The following is a 24,644-nucleotide window of genomic DNA, read 5'->3' as shown; positions in this document are numbered from 1 at the left end:
TAAACCTTTCGCGTCTTCAATAAATTTTATTCCTTTTAAAGCGATTAATATTTTTTCGATAACTTCTTTTAATTTCCATGTCTACAGGAATTTCTGAAAAAAATGGAAAAAATCGCAATGTATAATCCATGTGATGTAACACAGGGAATGGTTCCTCCCGAACCTACGTGCCTCAGAATAGGCACGATTAACACATGGGTTATTGCTTAAGTGGGGCCCGGAGCTCCTGTTTCCTGTTTCCATAAAAAAGGTCTAAACTATTACAAAACAACTATCCTTAAGAAAAATATGCTTTAACTTGCTGAAATTTATGAGAAAATTTTACAAGGTCCGAAAATTGTAAACAAATTTTCAGGATAAACTTCAGGCATTCACAAAAATATCCATAAAAGAAAGACTAACTATCCAGGGCAGTCAGCCAGATTTTTACAGTAAAAATTTTCAGGGCAGTTATTCAATAATTGACTTGAGTGGCGGTTTGCTTTGGAAGCGTATGCCAAAGATTGAACATTTACGAATCAGGGAGGAACGAAGGATGAAAAGGATACTATTTGTTATGTATTTATTTGGAATGTTATTTTGCTCACTTGCCTGGGCCGATAATGAAAACCAGCAATACTTGTTGTCTCCAGGAGATATGCTTGAAATATCAGTCTGGAATGATGAATCTTTGTACCGTGAAGTAATGATCCGTCCCGACGGCAGGATTTCCTTTCCATTAATCGGAGACATGGTGGCAGCAGGAAAAACCGTAGAAAATGTTCGTATAGAAATGGAGGAAAGTATTGACAAATATGTACCAGGCACACCGGTGACAGTGATCTTGAACTATATCAGTTATCCTGTAGTGTATATTGTGGGCAAGGTGGTAAATCCCGGTCTCTATCTCATGGAGAAGGATACTACTGTGATTCAGGCGCTGGCCATGGCTGGAGGTTTGAATCCATTTGCTTCCAGAAACAATATTCTGATCATAAGACAAAACAGTAAAGAACAGCAGATGTTTAACTTTAGATATACGGATGTGGAAAATGGCAGATCTCTGGAACGTAATATCGCACTAAAAGATGGTGATACTATTGTAGTTCCATGAGATGTGATGTTTGGCTTCCTGTATCAAGCAGTAATGATCAGCACTGGAGCATAAGAAAATGAGCAGCAAGATCATCATGACAGCCCGGGCCCTGGTTACGGCAACGTTTATTACTCTGGCCATGCCCAGTTTTTCTCTGGCTGGGGACTGGACCATAACTCCTGAGATTTCCCTGACTGAAACTTATGATGACAATCTCATGTTCAAAGATATTTCAGACTTTGAGCATCGCATAACCCCTGCGCTTAGAGCTCAAATGAAGTCAGAGCGTTCAAGGCTGGACATTGGGGCCAGGGCTGATGTGATCAGGCTTTATGAATATGATGAGTTTAACAGGGATAATCAGAATTATTTCATAGGCGGTGAATACGATCTGACTGAAAGGCTTACCCTGAAAATGGGTGGCAGGTTCAGGGTGGATTATGCTTTTGATACCGAACTTGAAGAGTCAGGCATTGTGGCTGACAAAAGCAGAAGGACCCAGTTTCATGTTCTGCCGGGCGTAACCTGTCTGATTGATGAAAAAAACCGGATCAATATGGATTTGTGGTATACCCAACGGGATAACAAAGCCGAGGATAAGGCCGATTTCTGGACAACCGGAGGTAATGTTTTCTGGTCCAGAATGCTCAGGGATGAAAGGACCAGTATTTTGGCGGGAATAGGGGTTGAGCACGTGGACTTTGATTATAAAGCTAGCCAGGGTCAGCATACTGTGTACAGCTTGAGTACGGGATTTAACTGGGATTTGAACCAGAGGATAAGCATGAGTATTAAGGCTGGGCCATCCTGGACTGTATCCAGATTTGAGAGACAAGGTGAGAGAAAAAGTAAGGATGAGCCAGGTTTTATGCTGGATTCCGGGCTTAACTGGAAAATTATGGAAAAGACTGCTTTGGTTGTGGGTTACAATCATGGACAGTACCAGAGTATTTATGCTGAAAATAATATACGTGATCGTTTTCATGCCGGGTTGTCTCACCGCCTGACCGAGAGATTGAGCATGAGCCTGGATGGTACGTATATCCATACCAGAACTCAGGGCCTGGTGCGCAGAGAAAAGGTGCATAGCTGGCAGGCAGGTTTGTCGGCAAGTTACAATATCAGAGAAAATGTACTGTTTACAATGGGGTACAGATACCGGGAAAACCGAGACAGAATTCTTAAAACCAGAGAAGACGGAAACAGAGTTTATGTGCAACTGACTTTCCGATTTCCAAAAACTATATAAAACTGCAATGACACACCTTAAACCAGAGAAATTTAAAGTTTATGCAGGAAAAAAATATGGATACCAATACCAATGACCTGATCTATTTACAAGGCGTGCTCAAAAGAAGAAAGCTGCATTTTCTTGTTCCATTTGTCATCATCATTTTTATTGCAGCAGGAGCAGCTGTCATGCTTCCGTCAATCTACAGCTCCAGAGCGACCATTCTCATTGAGACGCAGAATATACCTGAAGAGATGGTCAGGTCTACTGTTACCGGATATGTAGAAGAGCGATTGCAAAGCTTGAGTCAGATAGTTCTAAGCAGGGTGAATCTTGAAGATATAATCACAAGACTTAACCTTTATCCGGAACTCAGGGAAAAAGAATCCATGGAGCAACTGGTAGTCAGAATGCGCAACAACATTAAAGTGACTCCCATTCAGGCTCAGGTAGCCAACCCAAGGATGGGCAGGACCATTACAGCCACCATTGCGTTTAACATAGCATATCAGGACAAAGATCCTCAACAGGCTTCCAGAGTGGCCGGAGCTTTAACCTCCCTTTATCTGGAACAAAATCTCAGGGCCAGAGAAGAAAAGGCTGCCGGAGCAGTGAATTTTTTCAGGCAGCAGCTAAGTGAACAACGCAAGGAAATAGATGCCAGGGAAGAAGACATCGCCAGATTCAAAGAGATGCATATTCTGTCCCTGCCTGAACTTTTGCAGTTTAATATGCAGATGTTAGAGAGGACCAAAAATGAAATTGATGCCAGACAAAAAGATGTTCAGAGTAGCATGAACAGGCTGATTTATCTTCAGGGACAAATGGCATCCATAGAACCGGTCAGGTTCAGATCAGGACCCAATGGTCGTTCAGCTTCTCTCGAAGATGAACTCAGATTTCTTAACAACCAGTACCTGAGCCTTAAGGCAGTCAAGACTGAAAACCATCCTGATGTTATTAGGCTCAAGAATCAGATAAACAGCCTGGATCAAGAGGCATTACAGCGTCATCACATAAGAGATCTGGTTGTCAGTCTGGAGGAAAAACAAAATGAACTGACTCTTCTGCAGCAGAGATATTCAGAGAATCATCCTGATGTAATCAGATTATCACGAGAGATAGGTAATCTCAATTCATTACTGGCAGATAAGAATACAAGCTGGTCAATATTGAGGGACATTGATAACCTGGAACAGGAAAATCCAGTTTATATTAATCTTCGAACTCAGATTGCATCAACCAGGCTGGAAATTGACAGTAACCAGGGCAAAATAAGGGAATTGGAAAGACATTTTGCCGACTATCAGCAAAGAATAGAAAATTCACCTGCAATTGAGCAGCAATTTAAGTTGCTGCAGCGTGATTACCAGAGTGTTCAGCAGGCATACCAGGAAACAATGTCCAGGATGCAAGCCGCCTTGGAGGCCTTGGAACTGGAAGAAGGTCAATTGGCGGAAAAACTGACAGTTATTGACCCCCCACAGGCTTCCAAAGTCCCTGTTAAGCCAAACAGAAAGGCCATTATTATGCTGGGATTTGTTCTGGCTTCAGGTTTAGGCGTGGGATCTACGGCCATGGCTGAGTATTTTGACTCAACTATACGTGATACAGGTAATTTGGCCAGAGTAACTGGACAGCCTGTACTTGGATCAATCCCCCCCCTCTTGAGCAAACGGGATATAATTATTAACTGGTTGTCAAGACTTGCCTGGCTTGTCCTGGTCTTATCCATGTGCGGTCTTGCTCTTGGGATGGTGCATTACTTTTATCAGCCGCTGGATAATATATGGGCTAAGCTGTTGGGGCTTATATTGCAGATAACAGCTCAGCCTCCATGGATTGAAGGTATCACTCCATGAAGGCTGATGGTTGAAACAACGGTAGAATTGGGAGCATTACGCGTTTCTGACAAATGAAAAAAATGATGTGTTTGTCACAGCTTTTTTGGGTTAAAAGCGGTTTATCATGGCTTGGAACGGCTCCCTGCCCGGAGGCTTACAGCCCGGAGGGGGACTGTCCCTGGCTTCAGGACTGTCCCCAGATGGCTTTTCAGAAACGCGTAATGCTCCCGTAGAATCGTTGCAGTGTTATTTATTGTCTATTTTAAATTATATTTTAAATCAGGAGAACAATGATGAGCAAGCTGGGCAAAGCTTTAGACAGGGCTCGGCAGGAGAGAGGCGGCTTCTCTCTTGGTCATGGAACAGTAGTACATGAAATAGATCCACAAAAACAGAAGAATGTTTATCAAAGCAATACAGGATACAAGTGCGCTGGTGAACGCTCCATGCCTGGATTTGTAGCTGAGCCCATGACAGAGATGGATGCAAAACCTGATTATACCTGTACCTCTGTACTGGATCCAGGTCGTGACTTTCCCATGAGTCAGAGATTAGTCAATATAATTGATAAAGCGGAAGTCAGGGACAGCTATGATTATTTGTGTACTCAGATTTTGCAGCGATGCAGGAAAAATAAATGGAACAGCATAATGATCAGCAGTGCCAGAGCGGGTGAGGGGAAAACTCTGACCTCAATTAATCTGGCCATGACCATTGCGAGAGAAGTGGGCAGGACTGCTCTGCTTGTGGGGGCAAACATCAGAAATTCCAAAATTTGTGAATATATGGGCATAAATGAAGAGATGAAGGGGTTGACTGATTATCTAATGAATGGAGTTGAGGTCGGTGATCTGCTGTTTTCTCCAGGAATGGATAAAATGGTGGTGTTACCCACAGGAAAGAAGGTAAGCGCCACCTCCAACATTCTTGGTTCACCCAGGATGAAGTTTCTCGTTGATGAGCTTAAAACCAGATATCCGGACAGATATGTAATCTTTGATGCCCCTCATGTCCTGGATATGCCGGACACGCTGGTTTTTTCATCTTATGTTGACGCAGTTCTGCTGGTGGTTCAGGCAGGCAGGACCCAGAGAGAAGACGTGGTCAGGTCTGTACAGGTTTTAAAAGATCGAGGGGTTGATATCCTGGGAATGGTTTTGAATAAAGCTGATGGAATAGGGTAATATGGTTTGCCATGTACAACATATTTTTTGGATTTCGTGAAAAGCCATTCAATATAGCTCCAAATCCGGGATTTCTATATCCCAGTTCCAGGCATTCCATGGCTTTGACCTACCTGGAATATGGTTTAAGCGAAAATATCGGTTTTATTCTGCTGACCGGTGAGATTGGAACCGGCAAGACCACTCTTGTGCGTCACCTGCTGTCCAGGATAGGTTCAGCTATGGAAGTGGCTGTCCTTTTTAATACCAATATTTCTCCTGAAGAGCTTATCAAGCAAGTGTTGCGGGAATTTGAGGTAGAATCAGCAGATGACAAGAGCGACAACTTGGATAGACTGAACAACTATCTCATCAGTTTGTTTTCAAGGGGAAAAAGGCCGTTGCTGGTCATTGATGAGGCCCAGAACCTTGGCATGGAAGTCTTGGAAGAAGTGCGCATGTTGTCAAACCTGCAGACGGACAAAGAGAGCCTGCTGCAAATTATGTTAGTGGGCCAGCCTGAATTGAGAGTCAGGATCAGAGATCCAAGGCTGGCTCAGCTGGCACAGAGGATTGCTGTCAGTTATCACCTTTCCCCCATGAACAGGGAAGAGTCAAAAGAATACATAATCCATCGCCTGAAAAGTGCCGGCAGTCTTAGAGAAGAAGTTTTCAGTGATGAGGCCATGGATATGATCTTTGAAAAAAGCAAGGGTATTCCACGTTCCATTAATATATTATGTGATGCTGCCCTGGTTTACGCTTACGCAGATGAGCAAAAAAGCGTGAGCACGGAAATAATGGAGCAGACCGTCCGGGACAGGGAGGAAAACGGTGTAGTCCCGGAAGGCGTGGTTTGGGTTGAAAGCACCTCTAACTCTGGAAATGGTAATGGCTCTGGAAAAATGGATATCTCTGAAGGTCGTCTGGCATTTCTGGAATCCAGGGTTGCAGATCTTGCAGCACGCCTGGAATGGCAGATAACAAATTACAAAGAAGAAAATGAAATGGGGCATGAGGCTATTGTCAGCAAGTTCTCCCAGTTATTGGATCAGGAGAGAAAAAAATGCGACAGATTACTTATTCAATGTTCACAATACAGGCTGAGGATACAGGATTTGAGCAATGAACTGGCTGATACGCAAGAAAGTTATGAAATGCATAAAGTCGATTCAAAAGAAATGGATCAGGTAATCTCAAGCTCAAAACCAGGAATACTAAGAAGGCTTTTTGGGGCACGTTAATTGCTTTATAATTACATGACCTGAGTTATTCTCGTGAGATTCGAGTTTTTTTTTGCGTGTTTGGTTAAGTATTCCCATTGCTACGCAGTGATGTGGAAGAAAAAATACGTTAATAACGGGGAGAAAGATCATGAAGAAAGCAATTAATTTTTCTATTAAAGTTGGACTTTATCTGTTTTTTTTGGCTTTGTTTCTGCCGCAATGTGGACTGGCAGCACTTATTAACTTTAAGCTTATTGGTGGTGGAGGGGCAGGAAACTATTACGGTACATTGGAAAACAACAAACTGACCATCTATAACCAGAAAGAGGATTCACTTCTGGCTGGATTTTATTTTTATTTTGAGAATAAAGATGTAAATGTAAATTATTCAGGGGCTGGTTTTAAATCCCCTGCCACTCCGTCTTTTCTGCCTGAATTGTATGCTCCTCCTAAAAAAGCGGACACTTCTTTTGGATTCAGCAGACCTGAGTACAGAATCGGATATGGAGAATCCATAACATTTGAATTCAACAATGATTTCGACAACGATGAACTGCTAAAACTGTTCATGGATGACCATATAATGGTAGGCATATTTGTACAGGATTATATTGGCGGTGAAAGCGCTAAGTTTGTTTCCTCAGCTGTGCCTGTTCCAGCATCTATTGTCCTGCTTATGAGCGGTTTGACTGGCATGATCTGGATGCGCAAGCGTTTAAAAAGAGAGGAATAGTATATTTTTTCATACATTATAAAAAAGTATCATGTGATTGATTAAATGCTTCCTTGATGTACCCGCATTTTTCATGGGGACATCAATACTGCATTGTAGTCATTTAGTAGAAGCCGGGCATAGTTTAATGTCCGGCTTCTTTGTTGCCGGGTAGCAGAGTAGCCCTGTGCATACGACATCGGGACTGGCTCTCCCGGAGTGTCTGACCATGCTCCCTGCCTATACACCATGCTTTGGGAACAGCCTGCATCCATATTTTTATCAGGCATGCGAACTCGTATTGGATAAAATAGCATATTAATTGCACAGCTATATGATGGAGTTGAATGCTCCCATTGGTAACTGTGTATGAACCTTATGAGGTTACGATGAAAGACCTTGAAATGGCCGATGTGGTCAACAGGATAATTCAGCTCACTGAAATAAAAAGAGCTGCCCAGGCTCTATGTAACACCAAACATAGAAACAGACGCGGGCTTTTGGTTACCAGTCCTCTCCCAGGTGAAGGCAAAACAATAATCACCGCTGGGCTGGCCACAAGGATTGCAAGCCAGACTGATCAGAGAGTTCTGGTCGTGGATTTGAACTGGAATAACCCAGCTCTTCATCTTTGTTTCCGAAAAAAGAGGACTTTTGATTATAACGAACTGACTGCAGAGGAAGATCCTCACAGGTTTGTCAAAAAGACTGATTTTTCCGGACTGGACATAATGACAGCCCCAGAGTTTCAAAATCCAGAGCTTGCTGGGGATCCAGTGCATGCCATAACTGGAAAGTTGAACAGCCTGGCTGATATGTATGATCGGGTAATCCTGGACTCAAGTGCAATCTTTCCAGTTAACAGGCAAATGATGGATCCGGTGTACTTTTCTGAATGGGCAGGTGAAACACTGCTGGTGATAATGGGAGGCAAAACACCAAGAGATATTATCCGTAAGGCAGTTCATATGTTTGATAAAGGTGAATCAGAACTTGTGGGAGTGATTATGAACCAGTGGAAGAATCCATTATGATAAATATCATAGCTTCGAGACTCGTAAGCGAATTACCAGGTGGGCCCGGGGCCTTACCTAAGAGTAACTATACGAGACTTTCACCTTTCTCGAAATCGGGACAATCCCCCCACTTCCACCTTGGAATAAATTGTCCTTTTGTACTTTTTTTTTGAGTTGTTTCAAACAATTTTACCAGGTTTGCAGGAAAGGAGCATGTTATGATGGATAAATTGGCGCAATTGACTGAAATTAAAAGGATTGCTTCTGTAATGGAAGAAAAATCCATGGGATCTGGTCCTGGTTTTTTTGTGGTCACCAGTCCATTTGTGGGGGAAGGTAAGAGCCTTATGGCTACAGGGCTGGCTATGCATAGAGCTGTTAATCTTTCTGGCAAGGTTCTGCTGGCTGACTTTAACTGGAGAACCCCTCGACTGCATGAGCTCTTTAACAGAAAACAGAACTTCAGTTTTCAAGATCTCAAATCCAGCGATGATCCATTGGAGTATGTTCAGAGGACCAACTATACTGGTCTTGAGCTTTTAACTGCACCCAAAAGTAAGGATTGCGATCAGTTTTCTGATTCATTGGATATTTGCAGATCAATATTGACCAATGCGCAAAAAACTTACGACAGAGTTATTGTAGATACTTGTTCCATGTTTCCGGCCAACAGATTTATGCTTGATCCAGTCCGTCTGGCCCGTGATGCCGCAGGAACAATGCTGGTTTTTATGGCAGGAGTAACACCCAGGGATATGGCCAAAAAAGCAGTCAGTATTTTCAAAGAGTATGAGCTGAGTCTGACTGGGATTCTTATGAATGACTTTAGAAATCCCATGCATGGCAGGGCTTGAGGATGTTTGGGGATGGTCTGGGGGCAGAAGTCAGAGATCAGAAGTCAGGGGTCAGGGGGCAGAGGTCAGGGGGCAGGTGGCAGGTGTCAGGGGTCAGGGGGCGGATGGCAAGGTGAGCCATGTCAATACTTAGCAGAAAAATACAGGAGAATAGCCATGTTGTTTCATTTTAGGATATTTTTATGCGCACTTAAAGAAAAAAAGAAGTATCTGGGACTGATAGTCATACCTTCAATTCTATATTTGCTGGTTTCAGCGTATATTCCCTACGAGTATCATATAGTTCAGGATATGAACGCAGAGGGAAGCACTTTGCTGGCCCTGGGCCCTAACCCAATGGAAATGAACACAGTGGAAAATGTAGTGCACAGGCCGGATATTCTTTTTACGGACAATCTTGCTCTAATGGACTTAAGAAATCATCTGCTGGTAAGTGGAGACCTTCACAGGCCGGAGTGGGCTTCCTGGCTGCCATCAAGCTTTGCGGTATTTGTTCAGCGCGCTGTGCAGGGAAGCTTTAGCCTGACTTCCGGCAGCAACAATCATTTTGCATTAGAATATAAAGGGCCGGATAAGGATCTGGGTATGGCTATGGTCAGCTTTTACTCCCATCGTCTTATTACAGGGTCCAGCAGGGCTGCAGAGAGAACGCTAATCATGGCAGCGATGGAAATGGGAGCAAGTGGTATTGAGTCTGGAGTGATCATGGCAGGCCCAGTTAATATCACTGCCTCGAGAGTATGGTACGCTCCAGAAAGAAATCTGCCTGCATTATGGATTCTGGGAATTTCAGCCTTCCTGATTCTGTCTTTGATGTGGGGGCACCAATATCTGAATCCCAGGCTGTATACACCGAGGCAGGCTTCAAGATATCTCCAGACCAGGGTTCTTGGAACAGTGCCCAATCTTAACAAGCTTAAATTCAATTAAGTAGCTATCTTATTCAATTGCTCACAGGTCTCCTCTACAGTCCTTCAGACGGAGAATGCTCTTAGAGGAATAAGTAAAAGGAGCTCCTGTGAGGTGGTTAAAAAATTCTCATCGGGAGCATTACGCGTTTTTGAAAAGTCACTTGGGGACGGTCTCAAAGCCAGGGACAGTCCCCCTCCGGGCTGTAAGCCTCCGGGCAGGAAGCCGAGCCAGGCCGTTATAATCGGGTTTAACATCTAAATAGCTATGACATAGAACTCAAAATTAAAGTTTTAGAAACGCGCAATGCTCCCAAAAATATTACAAACTGAATTCCAGGCAGGATAATACAATGAATACCTTAAGTAAAATTATCGGTAGCGCTACTATCTGGCTGTTTATGGTTCTTTTGTCCGGATTGTATTCTGCGGTAATGGCCTCGCAATATCATGTCAGCGGATATGATTTCTGGGCAGATGACAATAATCCCGGAACATCTGAGCAGCCGCTCAAGACTATCAGCGAGGGACTTAGAAGGGCCATGCCTGGAGATTCAGTAATTATTGGACCTGGAGTATACCGTGAAGTCATGGAACTGGTCAGGGGAGGTTTGCCTGACCAGTACATTACTCTAAAGGCAGAGACGCCTGGATCAGTTTTTGTCATGGGATCAGACATTGTTACAGGCTGGGAGAATGCCTTTGATCAGACATGGGTCAGGCACGGCTGGGAACACAACAGCCAGCAATTGTTTGCTGGGGGCATTCAACTGCAGCAAATAGGCCCTAACAGCCTATATCACAGTCTTGAACTGGAAGCAGGTCAGGCTTTGCCTATAATCGGGTCTGATCTTTCTGACATGTTTCCTGGTTCATTCTGGTATGATACGCAAATGGGAGCTCTTTACGCGTGGCTTCCTGATGGCTCTTCTCCCAATGAGCAGGTTATGGAGGCTTCTGTGCGTCCATTTCTGGTGGCACCCAATACCCTGGACCATATAATTTTTCAGGGGCTAATATTTGCTCATTCCAGCACAGGAACAACAGGAGACAGCGTATCCATGGTTAATGTTGGTGGAGATAACTGGCAACTCAAGGACAACTACTTTTTTTTGGCTGATATGTCAGGCCTTTCCATATCAGGAACGAACCATCAGATAATGGATAATACGTTTCTGCTCAATGGAATGGCCGGAATATATATGCCAGGTGGCATGAAAACGGATCAGTATGTAAGAAATGTCAGTCTCATGGGCAATGAAACCAGCATTAACAATACCAGAGGTTTTCATTTCAGTCTTAATCCAGGCGGTATCAGCCTGTCCGGGGATTGCAGCAGGGTGGATATTGAACGTCATCTGGCCTGGCGCAATCATATGTTCGGGATAGTATTGGACTCAGAATGTGAGATGATCTCCATAAAAAAATCCTATGTAGCTGACAATGTTTTGGGGGTTTTCGCCAGAGGAAGCAGGGAACTGTATTTGGGGAACAGTATTTTCAGTCGAAATATTTATGCTGTAGGTGCTGATTATATAAGCAATTCTCATGTATTTTTTAATACCATTCACTCCAGTTATTATGGGATTCAGTTCATGGACAGCAGTGCTGGAAGCCCGGGAAACAACAACAATACCATTTCCAGCAATATTTTCAGTGACAGCCTGATGATTGATCTGGGGCTTTACGATCCACATTTTATAACACGGAACAATACTTCTCAAGGCAATGCCTATCTGAGTCAGGACGAAATTTTTAATTTTTGGTTTGATGAACTGGGTTTTCCAAGACTTACCACGAGCTTGAATGACTTTCAGACCCAAAGCGGGCTTGAAATGGACTCAATTAGAGGCACTTCAATCTGGCAAAAAGATGAATACATGTTTTTTCCCCCACAAAATGCACCATTTCTAAATATAGGACAGTTTACAAACGTTGTTGTAGCTGATGATTTTTACAGCCAGTCCAGACCCTGGGGGACTGGACCTGACCTTGGTGCAGTAGAGTTTACCAGCACCATGGAGACTGCCAGTTATCCTCATGAACTCAAACTCATTGAACCGGTGCTGCCTGAGCCTCCTGCAGAACCTGAACCCCCTGTCTGGGAACTGACCATTCAGATATCAGGTCAGGGCAGGGTGGAACTTGCTCCGGACAAGGAACAGTATGACTGGGGAGACAGGGTTTCAATATCGGCTCTGGCTGATGAAAACTGGATATTTACAGGCTGGGGAGGAGATCTTTCTGGAACTGACTCTCCGGTTCAGATCGAGATGTATTCAGATTACATTATCACAGCCGGTTTTGAATATATGGAACCTGTTCCCGAACCGGTAGAAGAATTTTTTGTTTTTGATCCAGGCTCCTATCAAGCTGGTTATAATCCGGTGGGAGATGTTTTTCTGCACCGCAATGAAGGCTCCCTGGATTTTGGTACCGGTACAGGCATAGTTGAGTCAGCCAGTCCGGTGGGCAATCAGGTGATGCGTTTTACAACTGGTGAAACATCTAATTATGGCAATGGCGCTGACCGCTGGCTGTGGTGGAACGAAGTGCCTGATCAGGTAGAATTGGAGTATTTGTATCTGTTCCGAAGAAACAACGCCAGGGATAGTGAACTTCTCGGCTGTATGCGTTTGAGTGCTCAGGAAGGTTTAAACACCTATTGTGCGGGCCTGCGCAATAACGCACAGGAGATCAGGGGGCGCCGGGTGGTGGATGGCAATATATCCAATGCAGGAAATGTGAATCATGGCCTGGCAACAGACACAGTAAACGACTGGATATGGGTGCGAGGGCACATGGAAGCTGGCTCATACATCGTCAAGGCCAGAACCTGGCAGCATGGAAATGCTGAGCCGTCAGAATGGATGCTTGAATGGAGCGACCCGGACCAGAGTATAAGCAGTGGCGGAGCAGGGCTGCAGGTTTACCTGCGCACTCCAGGGGATGTTGTAGATCTGGCGTGGTGGTCGGTGGGAGTCGGAGGATTTGGGGCGCTGGAGCCTGAAGAGCTTCCAGTAACAGCTCCTGAGCCTGAGCCGGAGCCAGAGCCAGTTGAACTTTTTGGACTTGAAGTTGTGGTAGTTGGTGAAGGTGCAGTGATCGTAACTCCGGACTTGTCATTTTATGAGCAGGATGAGTCAGTACAACTCCTGGCAGAACCAGACGATCAATGGGTATTTTCCGGGTGGAGTGGTGATTTTGCAAGTACCGATCCAACGATAACCCTGGTTATGGATCAACATAAGCTGGTTACAGCCACTTTTGAATATGTGGAGGCAGAGCCTGAACCCCAGATTTTTGTGTTTGATCCTAATGCCTTTGAGTCAGGACATAATCCAGTTGGAAACAGTCTGGTCCAGCGTCGTTCCGGATCTAATGAGCTTGGTGTGGACACAGGCATTATTGGAATGAGTACACCTGTTGGTTCGAAGGTGTTACGCTTTACCACGGATGTAACAAGTGAATATAACAGCGGTGCTGACCGCTGGTTATTGTGGACTGAAGCTCCAACTGATCTTGAGGAGATAGAATTTCTCTACCTGTTCAGGCGCAGCCACGCAAGAGATACAGAACTTCTGGGTTGTTTACGCATGAGCGGTGAAGGCGAATTTGAAACTTATGCAGCAGGTCTTCGCAATAATCAAAATGAAATACGCGGAAGGCAAGTCTTAGGCAATGAGATATCCAATGCCGGAAACATAAATCATAATCTGACAACAGACACAGTTAACGACTGGATATGGGTACGCGGGCGTATGGATGCCGGTTCATATATGGTTAAGGCCAAAACATGGCTACATGGTCATCAGGAGCCGGAAAGCTGGATGCTTGAATGGCAGGACCCAATTCAAGGCCGATTAATAGGTGGTGCAGGATTGCAGGTGTACTTGCGTAAGCCTGGAGACAGCATTGACCTGGCCTGGTGGTCTGTGGGAAGCTTGGGGTTAAGTCCTGCTGAACCTGAAAATGAAAAATGGCAATATGGTAATGTGTACTATGTATCTTCTAATGGGGATGATTCCAGCCCTGGCACAAAGGATCAGCCCTGGCAAACGATCACTAAGGCCAATGCAGTATTAAAAGCCGGTGATTTAGTTTATATACGAGAGGGTATATATGTCGACCAGCAGATAGCGCCAGAAAATAGCGGCAGCGAGAACAGCAGAATTACATACAAAAATTATAATGAAGAAATAGTTATAATAACCGAAACCTATTTAGCTGTTGATTTAAATAACAGATCGTATATATCTATACAAGGCATACTATTCTATAATATTGATGTTTTTGGTAGGATTATTAATGGTAACCATAATTTAATCAAAAATTGTATATTTAAAAATATGCGTACATTTGAAAGATGGAGAGGGTTTTGGATTGGTGAGAACTCAAGTTATAATACAATTAGCGGTTGTACGATGGGTAAATATGGTGATTTTGTTGCATCTCATACTGACAGGCCAGTTGATCGTGGAGATATGATTGTGATAGGAGCAATTCCTGCAGGAAACAACTCACATAATTTAATAGAAAATAGCTATTTTTACCATGGTGGACATGCAGTTATTGTTCTAAACAGCAAATACAATATTGTACGTAATAACTACTTCCATAATGAAGAATGGTATGAAGATCAAGGGACGTTATATGGTAATAGAATAATGGAAATTAGAGCTGATGGTGGTGGTGCCTGGAATTTAGTAGAGGGGAATCGTTTTGCTGCCACAGGAGTTCCTAACGATACTGACTTCTCGGCAGGAATACAACTGACCTCGAATAATAATATTATTCGTAGCAATCACTTTTATGATAGCAAAGGCCCTGGTATTCACCTGCATACTACTCCCAGGCACTCTGCAGAATTTCTTGGCAATAATTATATATTTCATAATAATTTTTTCTATAATGGATATTCAAATATTTCTGGTCCTACTGGCAGAGAAGCTGGACTTTTGATTGCCGGCTCTATAGAAGGAACAGTAGTAAAAAATAACATCTTTTATTTAAACAAAAATGATAAAAGTATAGTAGAACAAGATTACCCTGTAAATTCAGTAATAGAAAATAATCATGAAGCAGGTGATCCAATGTTCGTTGATGCAGATCATTTGTTATTAAATCCTTTAAATAAAGGATACCCTGATTTCAACCTTGAAGCTGGAAGTCCATGTATAAACGCAGGTGCTTTTATAGCCAGAACAATTTCGAGTGGCAATAACACTACAACCATACCAGTTGATGATGCTCATTTTTTTACAGATGGCTGGGGCTTAATCGAAGGTGACCATATTAAGCTTGAGGGTTATAGTGAGAAGTTGCAGGTAGTTGGAATAGATTATGAGTCTAATATCCTGTATGTAAATATTCCAATTTATTTTTATGAAAATCAAGGTGTGAGCTTGTTATACTATGATGCGGCGCCAGATATCGGGGTAATTCAATATAAATAACAAAAAATGACGTAACAGTTTAGCCATTTGCATGTGGCACGGGGATTGGCTCTCCCAGTCCTTGTTTTATTAAGTCTGTGTTTTAGATCAACAAAAAACAAGGGCTGGGGTGCCTGTCCCCTGTTTACCTTAGAAAAGGGCTAAACTAATACCAAATGACTAATCAATTTAAGGTTTTATAAAGAAAACATGAAACGAGTACTAATGATTACACATGTTTTTCCCCCATATGGCACTGTTGGTGGATCAATACGGTTAGTTAAGTTTTTAAAGTATCTATCTCAGAATCAATCTAGGTGGACGCCAACGGTTTTGACTTTGCGCGATGATCTTGACTTACTGCTTGTTGGTCGCAATTCTGCTTTCAGCCTTGAAGAAGTCCCTGAGAATACAGATATTGTTAGGACAAACACAAGGGAATTCAGAATGCCATCATTGTTCAAAGGTTTGCTACGCAATATCCTTCGTAAGACAATGCTGGTGCTGGCCAAGCCAGCAGACAAGTATATTCTTGTTCCCGATGACAACCTATTGTGGAGTCGACATTTACTTGTTGCAGCCCGCAAACTTTTAGCCCAAAAAAAATACGATGTCATTTATGCCACTGCGCCTCCCTTCTCGACTTTGCTTTCAGCAGTAAGGCTTAAAGTAGAAACCGGTCTCCCCCTTGTCCTGGACATCAAAGATGACTGGATAGTTCCTGAGCGTTATAGTGGCATAAAGCGATTTCGGTTGCCTTTAGAAAGGCGTATGGAAGCCAAATGTATACAAGCAGCTGACCAGGTGATTACTGTGACAAAAAAAAGTCAGGATTCATACCAGGAGAAATATCCTCAAGTTGCAGACCGCATTAATTATATTCCAAATGGCTGTGATGTAGATGAATATTTACCATTCTGGGAAGAAACTATTGAAAAATTTCAAAAATTTACTCTTGTGCATGCAGGTGTCTTTTCATCAAGGCGTGACTTGTCAAGTTTGTTTAAAGCTATTCGTAAATTGGTAAATAACAACACAAATTTTGCTCAAAACTTTAAATTTATGATTATTGGTCGCGTCCCGACTGATCAGTGGCTTGCCATTCAGAGGTGTGGAATATCAGAGTACGTACATATAAAAGAATACTTACCTCGTAAAGAATATTTAGAGGTTTTGATGCGATCTCATGTGCCAGTAGCAATCAATTATAATATAAAAACACTAATTCCAGGCAAGGTTTATGAATATTGGGGAAGCAGGAATCGTATGTTGCTTCTTGATTCAAATGATAGTGCAGCAGCTGAAATCGTTAAAGGATACGACCTTGGTGATATAGTTAATCATAATGATGAAGAAGGAATTTACAAATCTATATATCAGTCTTGGTTGAACTATCAAAATGGCATACACAAGCAAGTTGCAGTAGATGATTTAATCTTATTTGATCGTAAAAATCTTGCAAATATGCTGGAAAATGTTTTAGATAAAGCATGATATTAAAAGTATATTAAATCATGAATAATTACTATTTAATAAAATTACGCGAACGTAATGTTTTTCAAATTTTAACTGGTGCATTTCTTTTAACCTGTAAAATCTTCAGAATGTTTAGAAAAAAAAGAAAAATAAAAAAGTTAGATTATTATAATATAAATAATCTATGTATTAATAATGAAAATTTATTAAAAAATAATATTGATAACTGGTTACTTTGTAATGATAGGAATGTTATGAGATACATAACAAGTAGGATACAAGATTTAAAGAAAAACAGTAGCTCTAAAAATGCATTATTGCAGGCAGCTGACGATGCTTGTAATGGAAAGTTTTATATTTATACAAAAAATTATGAATTAGGCCGTTCAATAGACTGGAGCACTGACCTGACTGGCTCAGGTGTTTGGCCACGTAAGTTTGTCCGCTGGTATCGCTTTCCAGATAATTCTCCTCTGCGAGGAGATTACCGACATATTTGGGAACTCAATAGGCATCACCATTTAATTCTTTTAGGGTTAGCCTGGAAAATTACAGAAAATGAACTTTATGCTAAAACAATACTTGATCATATAACAAGCTGGATTGATCAAAATCCTGTCTATTATACACTCAATTGGGCTAGCTCAATGGAGGTTTCAATACGTCTTATCAATTGGATATTTGCAGTTTCATTAATACAAAATAGTTCTTCTGCTGGTACCAAAAATATAATTTATGTGATGAAGGGTATAATTCAGCATCATAAGTATTTAGAAGATAATTTATCAATTAATATTCCACAAAATTCAGGAAATATCAAGTTACGTAATAATCATACAATTATAGAAATATGTGGACTGCTAATCTCTTCATCTTTTGTTAAGCATGTATCCGATGTAGATACCGAGAGGTCTTTAGACTCTTTAAAATCATTATTGTTAGAGGAAATATTATTTCAGACTTATAATGACGGCATGAATGTTGAGCAGTCAACTAACTACCAACGCTTTACTCTCGAAGGTTTGCTAATCACTGCTTTAACAAGCAGAGATCATGATTTTCGTAGTTCATTGATTAAAATAGCCGATAAGCATCTGAGTGCTTTGGATGCTTTAAAGATCAATGATAATACTTTTCTTTTAGTAGGAGATGAAGATAATGGTCATTGTTTTACTACTAAACCGTTTGCTAGGCCAGATGATATGACTGAAGCACTTGATATGTATAAAACTTTAAATTCTTCTTTTTCACCAATTAAACTGTTTGAACCAAGAGTGCTTCCAGATAGTGGACATTGGTGCTGGCATGGATTTTTCGGTGCAATGCCTGTTATAGTCTATTTTCGTGCTGGAAAAATGGATTTTCCACATTTACCAGGCTATGCCCCTCATGTTCATTGTGATTTACTATCATTTTCTATATTTATTAATGAAAGTCCTGTATTTGTTGATTCAGGATCTTACTCTTATCACTATATTCATGAGCGAAACATATTGCGTGATGACAGATCGCATAACACTTTTAAATTAAATGATATTGTTCAGATGCAAATTGTTGGTATGTTCAATACTAAAAATCATGCAGAAGCTAAATTGATTGATTATAATAATGTATCTGTTACAGGAACAATGAAATTGATTGATAATAATAAGATTGTCAATGTTCAACGCACGATGTCAATAGATATTACTACAAAAACTATAAATATAATTGATTCTATACATAATAATAATTCTTATCGTATCAAGTGGTTTTTGAATATACATCCTGACTTTAATGTAAATAATAGTTGTGTCTTGAATGGCGATATTGCTTTCAGTATAAATGGATTGCCAGAATTTAAAATTGAGAAGAGCCTTTATTCACCTGAATATGGTAAATTAGAAGATTCTTGTAGGCTTGTAGCAGTTGATTATTCTACTTCAAAATCTCAATATACACGTCACTGGCAAATAAGTTTATTGGATTAGTATGATACTTATTTTTTATCTACAGTAATAGTTTAGCCCTTTGCATGTGACACGGGAACTGGTTCTCTCAGTCCTTATTTTTTAAATAATGATTATTACGGCAAAAAATAAGTGCTGGGGTGCCTGTCCTCTGCTATCCTAAAAAATGCGAAACTATTACTATCAACAAAACAAATAATAATATGCTAAAGATTGTATTTTATATGCCTTCCTTTGCAGGTGGTGGAGCTGAGCGCAACAGCGTTTTAGTTGCAAATGAATTCACACGTCTTGGTCATAAAGTATCAATTGTTGTAGATAATCCATCAGGCCCTAATAAAAAATCATTACTTGATGATGTAAAAATTATAAGCCTTAATGGAAGTAAACACTTTGATCATATTTTTTCATTACGCAAACATATTAAAAATATAAAGCCTGATATTATTTTTGCACGAGTTGGACTTTCAAATATTAAAGTTTTATTTTCAACAATTTTCTGCATTTCATGGAAAAATTTAATTATTTCTTATGAGAATTTATACGAACCATCAGCTAAAACTGGTGGCAGGCTTACTTATGTGCTTTCTTTTTTTCTAACCAGGATCACTGGGGCTACAATTGCTGTATCAGAAGATGTTAAATCCGAACTAGTAAATCGTTTTAAGGCAAGCAGAAAGCGCATTCATGTTTTGCATAATCCAGTGGATCTGCAATGGATACATCAGCAAGCTATAGAAACTAAGCCTTCCTGGTTGGAAGGTAAGCAATATATACTGTCAGTTGGCCGTTTGATTTACCAGAAGGATTACCCAACATTGCTCAAAGCTTTTGCTCAAATTGCTGGGTATTGTGATTTAGACCTTGTTATTTTAGGCGATGGGCCTAAAAGAAAAGAAATAGAAAGTCTTGTACTTGAGCTTAATTTAAGCGGACGAGTGCATCTACCTGGTTATCTCGACAATCCATTTTCAGTTTATCAAGGGGCTGAGCTGTTTGTTCTTTCATCAGTTTTTGAGGGGTTTGGAAACGTACTCATTGAAGCCTTAGCTCTTGGCATACCAGTTGTATCTACCCGCTGCCCAGGCGGGCCAAAGGAGATATTGGATAATGGCAATTATGGGAAATTAGTTCCTGTCGGAGACCCAAATGCTTTAGCTGATGCGATTCTTTCTACTCTTGTTAATCCAGTTGATTCTAGCTCCCTGCGCTTACGTGCAAAAGATTTTTCTATTGAACATATCGCTGAAAAATATTTAAGCTTGTTGTCGGTCAGATCTCCCAGCAAAATATTATAGACGTATCACGGATAGATCAATTGGATGCATTTTTTTGCACAGCATTATTGTATGTAAGATGGCTCCATAGACTTAAGTTTAACAGTTAAACTCAGGTCAGACAATAACTGGACAATGGGTCAGCCCAGGGCCATGTATTCCATGATTTAGTTCATGGTCGACTCATCGTTCATCTCATTGATCACATCCGGGTTTACGCAAACATCCGCTTCAACTGAAGATTGTTGCTGGGAAGAATACCGCTCATGACAGGCAGGTTCAGGTCCAAACTTCTGGCCTTGTAATTCAGTGCCTGTACAGCCTTGAACTTGCATGATCAGCCAAAGGCGACTTTCATACAGGTCAGAATCTCAGATTTTCCTGGCAATGTTCCATAAAAACGCATGGTCACGCATTCCTTAATTTCATTGAAACCAGGAGAATACCATCCAGCCATGGGAAATTGTGATCCACGCAAAATCTGGACCTCCATAACAGGATCGATCAGAAGGTCGAGCCTGACCACCCCTCTGGCAATGGCAAGCCCATTGTCAATGGCAACTACAAGACACTCAGGATGGCAATGAAAAAAAAGCTCAACAAAACAATTACCTCTGGCCTCTATCTGGTCGGCAATGGTAAATGATGCGCTGCTTCTGTCCCAGACAACCTTTCGCACTACCTGGGCCTGGGGATTATTTTTGAGAAACGCGTCATGGCTGGCCGACCATATTATGCGGCCGCCTTGTTCCTGCAGGCTGTTTTCAGTAATGCGGTAGGGCCTGCCAAACATAAAATCCCCTGTTTGTCTGGAAAGTTCCTGCTGATTAAGGCGGATGGTGTTATGCGCGGCAGTGGATCTGAAATATTCCCTCCAGTTGCCTCCGCCGTGATAAAGATAGGTCCCTGGGTCAACCAATAATTCCATGCCATTCACAGAAAGGGTGAAGGAAAGGGCATCCAGGTGGCCATGGGCGTACAGAGGAGCCAGCCCCAGTGGCGTGGCATTGCCCACAAAAAGCACTTCTTTGGCCTGGACTTCATCCTTTATTACCGCCAGTCCGCTATGTTCATGCAGCCAGTATTCAGGCCTGTTCAGTAATTGGCGGTTTGGGGCTGGTTGCGGTATCTGCCCGGTAAGAAGCCATGTCTTTAAATCTGGCTGATCAGTGGCCAGTTCAGGCGCCTTGAACAAGACTGCGCAGGTATTAAGAATAGAACTAAAATTCCGGGTATTGCTAAGGCCAAAATTGACCAGGACGGCGCTGTCCTGATCCCCGATATTGGGCAGGTTGTCGTCCTTGTCCATTATGGAATGGATGAACAAACAGGCCTTTTCAAGACGCTCATCCACCACCGGGCTGTAACTTAGCCCGCAGAGCAGACACATATGCCGGTAGAGCAGAAAAAAATCAAAGACAAAGGAAAGATAAGTGGTGGAGTATTCAAAACTACCACCATCCGGCAGGATCTGACGGCCTGCCTCCGCGTCCAGTATCTGCCTTCCCTGTTTTAGCCATGAATTTGCCTCGGGCATATTGGGGAAATACAGGCCAGCCGCGAACAGCCCGAAACCTTCAGCCAACAGATGATTGTTTGCCGAGGAATGCCTGGAAGGATATCTGTGCAGACGAATGGCATGCAGCCAGACAAAACTGTTGATGGATTCCAGTTGTGCCTTGGAAAATGGGTAATCATGCAGAAAACTGAGGGCCCAAACCAGGTTGGCCAGTCTCACACCACTTTCAATACCACTGGACCAGTTAACGCCCATGGGGTAGGGATTACCTTTTAACCATGATGCAACTATTTCCAGAATTTTGTGCGCGTATTGCATTTCCCTGGTAATGCGGTAGGATAAACCCAGGGCAAACAGACAGTACAACCGATTGAACTCCCAGACGAACTTAACCCCACCAAAATTTTTGTCCCGATAGTTAATATCCCCCCAGAATTTGTTCGGCCAGGCCTTTTTGGTTATGGGATCAAGATGCCACTGAATCTCGTCCTGGAAGGCAATCGCAACCCCAAAAGCCTGGTACCGGTTCTCCATAGAAGCGCGGGCCACTGAGAAGTTAACATTAAGGCTTTCAGGAAAAAGTTCCTGTAACCTACCGACCTCGGCGTTTGCGCAAAGCTGAAAAATTTTGCTGTCAAAACTGGCGTTGCTGTCTGGACAGGCAAATACCTTTCGTCGGTCAATAATCTTTTTGGATTTTTCCAGAAGCCGCCACGGTATCTCAGACAAGGGCATTTTGGAAAGACGGTGCAAGAGCCAGGGGATGTTCATTTTACAACCAGTATAAGTGAAGGTATCATGTTCAGTGCTAAACTGCTGGTAAAAGCTAATGCTATCGAAATAACATAAGACGCCGGGCAAGATAGGGAATAAACGGACCGCGCTTGTGACGGTTGGCGTAAAGCCCCCTGAAAAGTGCTATTGGAGCGCTGGTATAAAGCCCGAGTACTCTCAAATAGTTTTTTTTTGTTTGAGCCATTTCATACCCAAGATAGTCCATCTCTGTCCTGCATATTTTTTGAGCAATCCAGGTCTCTTCCTTGCTCAACTGAGTTTTCCATCGTCCTACAGAGGTAGCAAAAATTCCCTTTCCCTTATCCCCGTAAGCACTGCCATAGGTTCCAACATCGAGCATTTCCTGTTCAAATTCCTCTCCAATCTTGACACATACCTCTCTCATTGTATTCTCAGGCTCAGTTACCAGGTCTTCATAGCGAATAATGTGTAAGTTTTCCTGAGCAACTATATTTTTAATGCCTGGCAGCAGATTTACACTGGATTTCCAGAGTAGAGAAGTTATCAGGGGATGGTAGAGTTTTTTCAGCCGTTCAACCTCTTCCGGGGCTGTAGCACGCCATTTTCCCTGGTACGACAACAAAAAATCACGCACATCTCGTACACAGACAAGAATTTTGGCTTGAGGAAAAAATTCTATTATTGTTTGAACATAAAAAATGTCTTTAGGTGTATTATTCCCCCAGCGTTTCTGGCCTTCATGAAGCATTTGCATTTCCATGAAGGTAGAAAAAACATCTTTATAAGAATTCCATCTTTTGATAATATTATTGCATAGTTGGGTATTACCCAGTAAAGCCTCAACCAGGGCCTGATCATCAGGCTCGTTATAACGGGCATACAATGTCTTTAGCCTCTCCAGGATCTTAAGACGGCAGGACTGGTCAAACTTACTGCCAAGATCCTTTCTCCTGGCCCAGATATCTTCGAAAAAATGAGTCTCTCCAGGCATGAAAAGGCGAGAATGTCTGCCTAATATTTTTGCGGTGAGGGTCGTACCGGAACGGGGAGTCCCGACTATGAAAATAGGTTTGCCAGCGTCTGAGTTATCGTCCATCAGTACTTGCCTCCAGGGTATTGCGGTATATCTCCAGTAAGTTCTTAACAACTTTAGGGGCCATTAAGTGTTCTTGGGCGAATTTATGATTAAATTTCGAAATCTTAGCCAGAGCTTCTCGATCAGAAGTAAAGGCCAGGAATTTATCAGCTATTGCATTAGCATCACCTGGAGCCACAAACGCTCCCATAACTCCGTCCTGAAATATATCTACCAGCCCTCCAACAGGACAAGTAATGACAGGCATGCCAAAAGCAAGGGCCTCCAGCACTGAGTTTGGCATGCCTTCACCATAGTAGGTTGGAAAACAGTAAAGGTCGTGCTCACTAAAAGCCACAGCCTTGTCATTACCTCTGACATATCCCAGAAATTTGATTGTTCCAGGAGGCAGCTCCAGATCTTGAACATAAGACTGAAGCTTTTCAAGTGCAGGGCCATCTCCAGCAATTGAAAGTTTAATTTGTAACCCCTTGTCAACCAGGCATTTTACTGCGTCCACAGTTTCAAAAATTCCTTTGGCTTTTTCAATGCGAGCCAAGTAAAGTACTCTTAACAGTTTATTGGCTTTAAGATTTAACATTTTTTGTTCAATGTTAAATCCATTTAAAAGATCTGGATCTACAGTGGTGGTCTGCAAATAAATTGGACCCGTAACTCCCCATTTCCTGAGCTTTTTCTTGAATTCGGAAGCCAAAACGATAAAAGCATCAGCCTTTCCAAACGTATAGCCAAAAATACTTAAAAAATACGAAGCAATGTATTTAGCAAATAATTCATCCCAGCCACGAAAAAAAACAAGTACAGGCAGACCATTCTTTTTGGCCTGTAAAATAAACAAACTGTCACGAACGAAGCTTTTAAAATTTAGAGAAGGGTTAATGTGTATTAAATGAATGTCATTAGTCTTTAGTAATCGTCTATATCTGAACTGATCGCTTATGAAATGAGCAAATCTACCTTTACCTTTGACTGAGCCAGATTCAAAATATTTTATAGAAAACTGCTTATCAACCAAGTAAGGCAGAAGAATCTTATAGTAATTGGCAACACCACCAAGTCCTTGAAAAGATGAAAACGTGATAATTATTTTATATTGTGGTGACATAA

The 24,644-nt window shown here is 41.9% G+C and carries 17 protein-coding genes; 14 read left to right on the top strand and 3 right to left on the bottom strand.

The window, feature by feature from the left end:
• Nucleotides 1–493 precede the first annotated feature (493 nt).
• From LZ23_RS18250 to LZ23_RS18190, 14 genes are all read left to right on the top strand, one after another.
• Nucleotides 494–1,093: a polysaccharide biosynthesis/export family protein gene (locus tag LZ23_RS18250; RefSeq protein WP_332308296.1), complete on the top strand. Its 600-nt coding sequence runs from the start codon at nt 494–496 to the stop codon at nt 1,091–1,093.
• 58 nt (nt 1,094–1,151) lie between these two features.
• Nucleotides 1,152–2,324: an outer membrane beta-barrel protein gene (locus tag LZ23_RS18245; RefSeq protein WP_045216504.1), complete on the top strand. Its 1,173-nt coding sequence runs from the start codon at nt 1,152–1,154 to the stop codon at nt 2,322–2,324.
• A 56-nt stretch (nt 2,325–2,380) separates the two neighbouring features.
• Entirely contained in the window at nt 2,381–4,168 is a 1,788-nt protein-coding gene (locus tag LZ23_RS18240) for a GumC family protein (protein ID WP_052507503.1), read from the top strand.
• Between the two features lie 272 nt (nt 4,169–4,440).
• Nucleotides 4,441–5,334 carry a CpsD/CapB family tyrosine-protein kinase gene (locus tag LZ23_RS18235; RefSeq protein ID WP_084591138.1) on the top strand — a complete coding sequence of 298 codons (894 nt, stop codon included), beginning with the start codon at nt 4,441–4,443 and terminating at the stop codon, nt 5,332–5,334.
• An 11-nt stretch (nt 5,335–5,345) separates the two neighbouring features.
• Nucleotides 5,346–6,557 carry an XrtA/PEP-CTERM system-associated ATPase gene (locus LZ23_RS18230; RefSeq protein WP_052507502.1) on the top strand — a complete coding sequence of 404 codons (1,212 nt, stop codon included), beginning with the start codon at nt 5,346–5,348 and terminating at the stop codon, nt 6,555–6,557.
• A 130-nt stretch (nt 6,558–6,687) separates the two neighbouring features.
• Nucleotides 6,688–7,272, top strand: coding sequence for a VPLPA-CTERM sorting domain-containing protein (locus tag LZ23_RS18225; RefSeq protein WP_045216499.1), 585 nt, complete (start codon nt 6,688–6,690; stop codon nt 7,270–7,272).
• 368 nt (nt 7,273–7,640) lie between these two features.
• Nucleotides 7,641–8,285: a P-loop NTPase family protein gene (locus LZ23_RS18220; RefSeq protein WP_198146047.1), complete on the top strand. Its 645-nt coding sequence runs from the start codon at nt 7,641–7,643 to the stop codon at nt 8,283–8,285.
• 200 nt (nt 8,286–8,485) lie between these two features.
• Nucleotides 8,486–9,121 carry a P-loop NTPase family protein gene (locus LZ23_RS18215; protein WP_045216496.1) on the top strand — a complete coding sequence of 212 codons (636 nt, stop codon included), beginning with the start codon at nt 8,486–8,488 and terminating at the stop codon, nt 9,119–9,121.
• On the top strand, nt 9,087–9,254 hold the full coding sequence (locus LZ23_RS24280) for a hypothetical protein (RefSeq protein ID WP_157493323.1): 168 nt from the start codon (nt 9,087–9,089) through the stop codon (nt 9,252–9,254). The genes LZ23_RS18215 and LZ23_RS24280 overlap by 35 nt, the downstream gene beginning before the upstream one ends.
• 23 nt (nt 9,255–9,277) lie before the next feature.
• Nucleotides 9,278–10,051 carry a hypothetical protein gene (locus LZ23_RS18210; RefSeq protein WP_045216494.1) on the top strand — a complete coding sequence of 258 codons (774 nt, stop codon included), beginning with the start codon at nt 9,278–9,280 and terminating at the stop codon, nt 10,049–10,051.
• Between the two features lie 331 nt (nt 10,052–10,382).
• Nucleotides 10,383–15,485, top strand: coding sequence for a right-handed parallel beta-helix repeat-containing protein (locus LZ23_RS18205; RefSeq protein ID WP_045216493.1), 5,103 nt, complete (start codon nt 10,383–10,385; stop codon nt 15,483–15,485).
• A 204-nt stretch (nt 15,486–15,689) separates the two neighbouring features.
• Nucleotides 15,690–16,958 carry a glycosyltransferase gene (locus LZ23_RS18200; RefSeq protein ID WP_198146046.1) on the top strand — a complete coding sequence of 423 codons (1,269 nt, stop codon included), beginning with the start codon at nt 15,690–15,692 and terminating at the stop codon, nt 16,956–16,958.
• A gap of 20 nt (nt 16,959–16,978) precedes the next feature.
• The gene (locus tag LZ23_RS18195; RefSeq protein ID WP_045216490.1) at nt 16,979–18,910 is read left to right on the top strand and encodes a heparinase II/III domain-containing protein; all 1,932 of its coding nucleotides are present in this window, start codon (nt 16,979–16,981) and stop codon (nt 18,908–18,910) included.
• A gap of 182 nt (nt 18,911–19,092) precedes the next feature.
• On the top strand, nt 19,093–20,187 hold the full coding sequence (locus LZ23_RS18190; RefSeq protein ID WP_045216488.1) for a glycosyltransferase: 1,095 nt from the start codon (nt 19,093–19,095) through the stop codon (nt 20,185–20,187).
• Nucleotides 20,188–20,503: 316 nt separating this feature from the next.
• Here the strand turns inward: LZ23_RS18190 and LZ23_RS18185 are convergent, their stop codons facing one another.
• The 3 genes from LZ23_RS18185 to LZ23_RS18175 all read right to left on the bottom strand — a co-directional run bounded on the left by LZ23_RS18185 (nt 20,504) and on the right by LZ23_RS18175 (nt 24,642).
• Complete coding sequence (locus LZ23_RS18185) at nt 20,504–22,456, bottom strand: alginate lyase family protein (RefSeq protein ID WP_198146045.1); 1,953 nt, start codon at nt 22,454–22,456, stop codon at nt 20,504–20,506.
• A 61-nt stretch (nt 22,457–22,517) separates the two neighbouring features.
• A complete protein-coding gene (locus LZ23_RS18180) occupies nt 22,518–23,537 on the bottom strand; it encodes a sulfotransferase family protein (RefSeq protein WP_045216487.1) in 1,020 nt (339 codons plus the stop codon).
• Entirely contained in the window at nt 23,527–24,642 is a 1,116-nt protein-coding gene (locus LZ23_RS18175; protein WP_045216485.1) for a glycosyltransferase family 4 protein, read from the bottom strand. The genes LZ23_RS18180 and LZ23_RS18175 overlap by 11 nt, the downstream gene beginning before the upstream one ends.
• Between the last annotated feature and the right edge of the window lie 2 nt (nt 24,643–24,644).

The organism is Desulfonatronovibrio magnus (genome assembly GCF_000934755.1).
Lineage (GTDB): Bacteria > Desulfobacterota > Desulfovibrionia > Desulfovibrionales > Desulfonatronovibrionaceae > Desulfonatronovibrio > Desulfonatronovibrio magnus.
The sequence above is the reverse complement of the archived record's forward strand: the minus strand, read 5'-3'. Positions and strand labels throughout refer to the sequence as shown.

Coding starts and splice junctions, on each gene's coding strand:
- LZ23_RS18250 (WP_332308296.1), top strand. CDS start 494: ATGCCAAAGATTGAACATTTACGAATCAGGGAGGAACGAAGGATGAAA.
- LZ23_RS18245 (WP_045216504.1), top strand. CDS start 1,152: ATGAGCAGCAAGATCATCATGACAGCCCGGGCCCTGGTTACGGCAACG.
- LZ23_RS18240 (WP_052507503.1), top strand. CDS start 2,381: ATGGATACCAATACCAATGACCTGATCTATTTACAAGGCGTGCTCAAA.
- LZ23_RS18235 (WP_084591138.1), top strand. CDS start 4,441: ATGATGAGCAAGCTGGGCAAAGCTTTAGACAGGGCTCGGCAGGAGAGA.
- LZ23_RS18230 (WP_052507502.1), top strand. CDS start 5,346: ATGTACAACATATTTTTTGGATTTCGTGAAAAGCCATTCAATATAGCT.
- LZ23_RS18225 (WP_045216499.1), top strand. CDS start 6,688: ATGAAGAAAGCAATTAATTTTTCTATTAAAGTTGGACTTTATCTGTTT.
- LZ23_RS18220 (WP_198146047.1), top strand. CDS start 7,641: ATGAAAGACCTTGAAATGGCCGATGTGGTCAACAGGATAATTCAGCTC.
- LZ23_RS18215 (WP_045216496.1), top strand. CDS start 8,486: ATGATGGATAAATTGGCGCAATTGACTGAAATTAAAAGGATTGCTTCT.
- LZ23_RS24280 (WP_157493323.1), top strand. CDS start 9,087: ATGACTTTAGAAATCCCATGCATGGCAGGGCTTGAGGATGTTTGGGGA.
- LZ23_RS18210 (WP_045216494.1), top strand. CDS start 9,278: ATGTTGTTTCATTTTAGGATATTTTTATGCGCACTTAAAGAAAAAAAG.
- LZ23_RS18205 (WP_045216493.1), top strand. CDS start 10,383: ATGAATACCTTAAGTAAAATTATCGGTAGCGCTACTATCTGGCTGTTT.
- LZ23_RS18200 (WP_198146046.1), top strand. CDS start 15,690: ATGATTACACATGTTTTTCCCCCATATGGCACTGTTGGTGGATCAATA.
- LZ23_RS18195 (WP_045216490.1), top strand. CDS start 16,979: ATGAATAATTACTATTTAATAAAATTACGCGAACGTAATGTTTTTCAA.
- LZ23_RS18190 (WP_045216488.1), top strand. CDS start 19,093: ATGCTAAAGATTGTATTTTATATGCCTTCCTTTGCAGGTGGTGGAGCT.
- LZ23_RS18185 (WP_198146045.1), bottom strand. CDS start 22,456: ATGAACATCCCCTGGCTCTTGCACCGTCTTTCCAAAATGCCCTTGTCT.
- LZ23_RS18180 (WP_045216487.1), bottom strand. CDS start 23,537: ATGGACGATAACTCAGACGCTGGCAAACCTATTTTCATAGTCGGGACT.
- LZ23_RS18175 (WP_045216485.1), bottom strand. CDS start 24,642: ATGTCACCACAATATAAAATAATTATCACGTTTTCATCTTTTCAAGGA.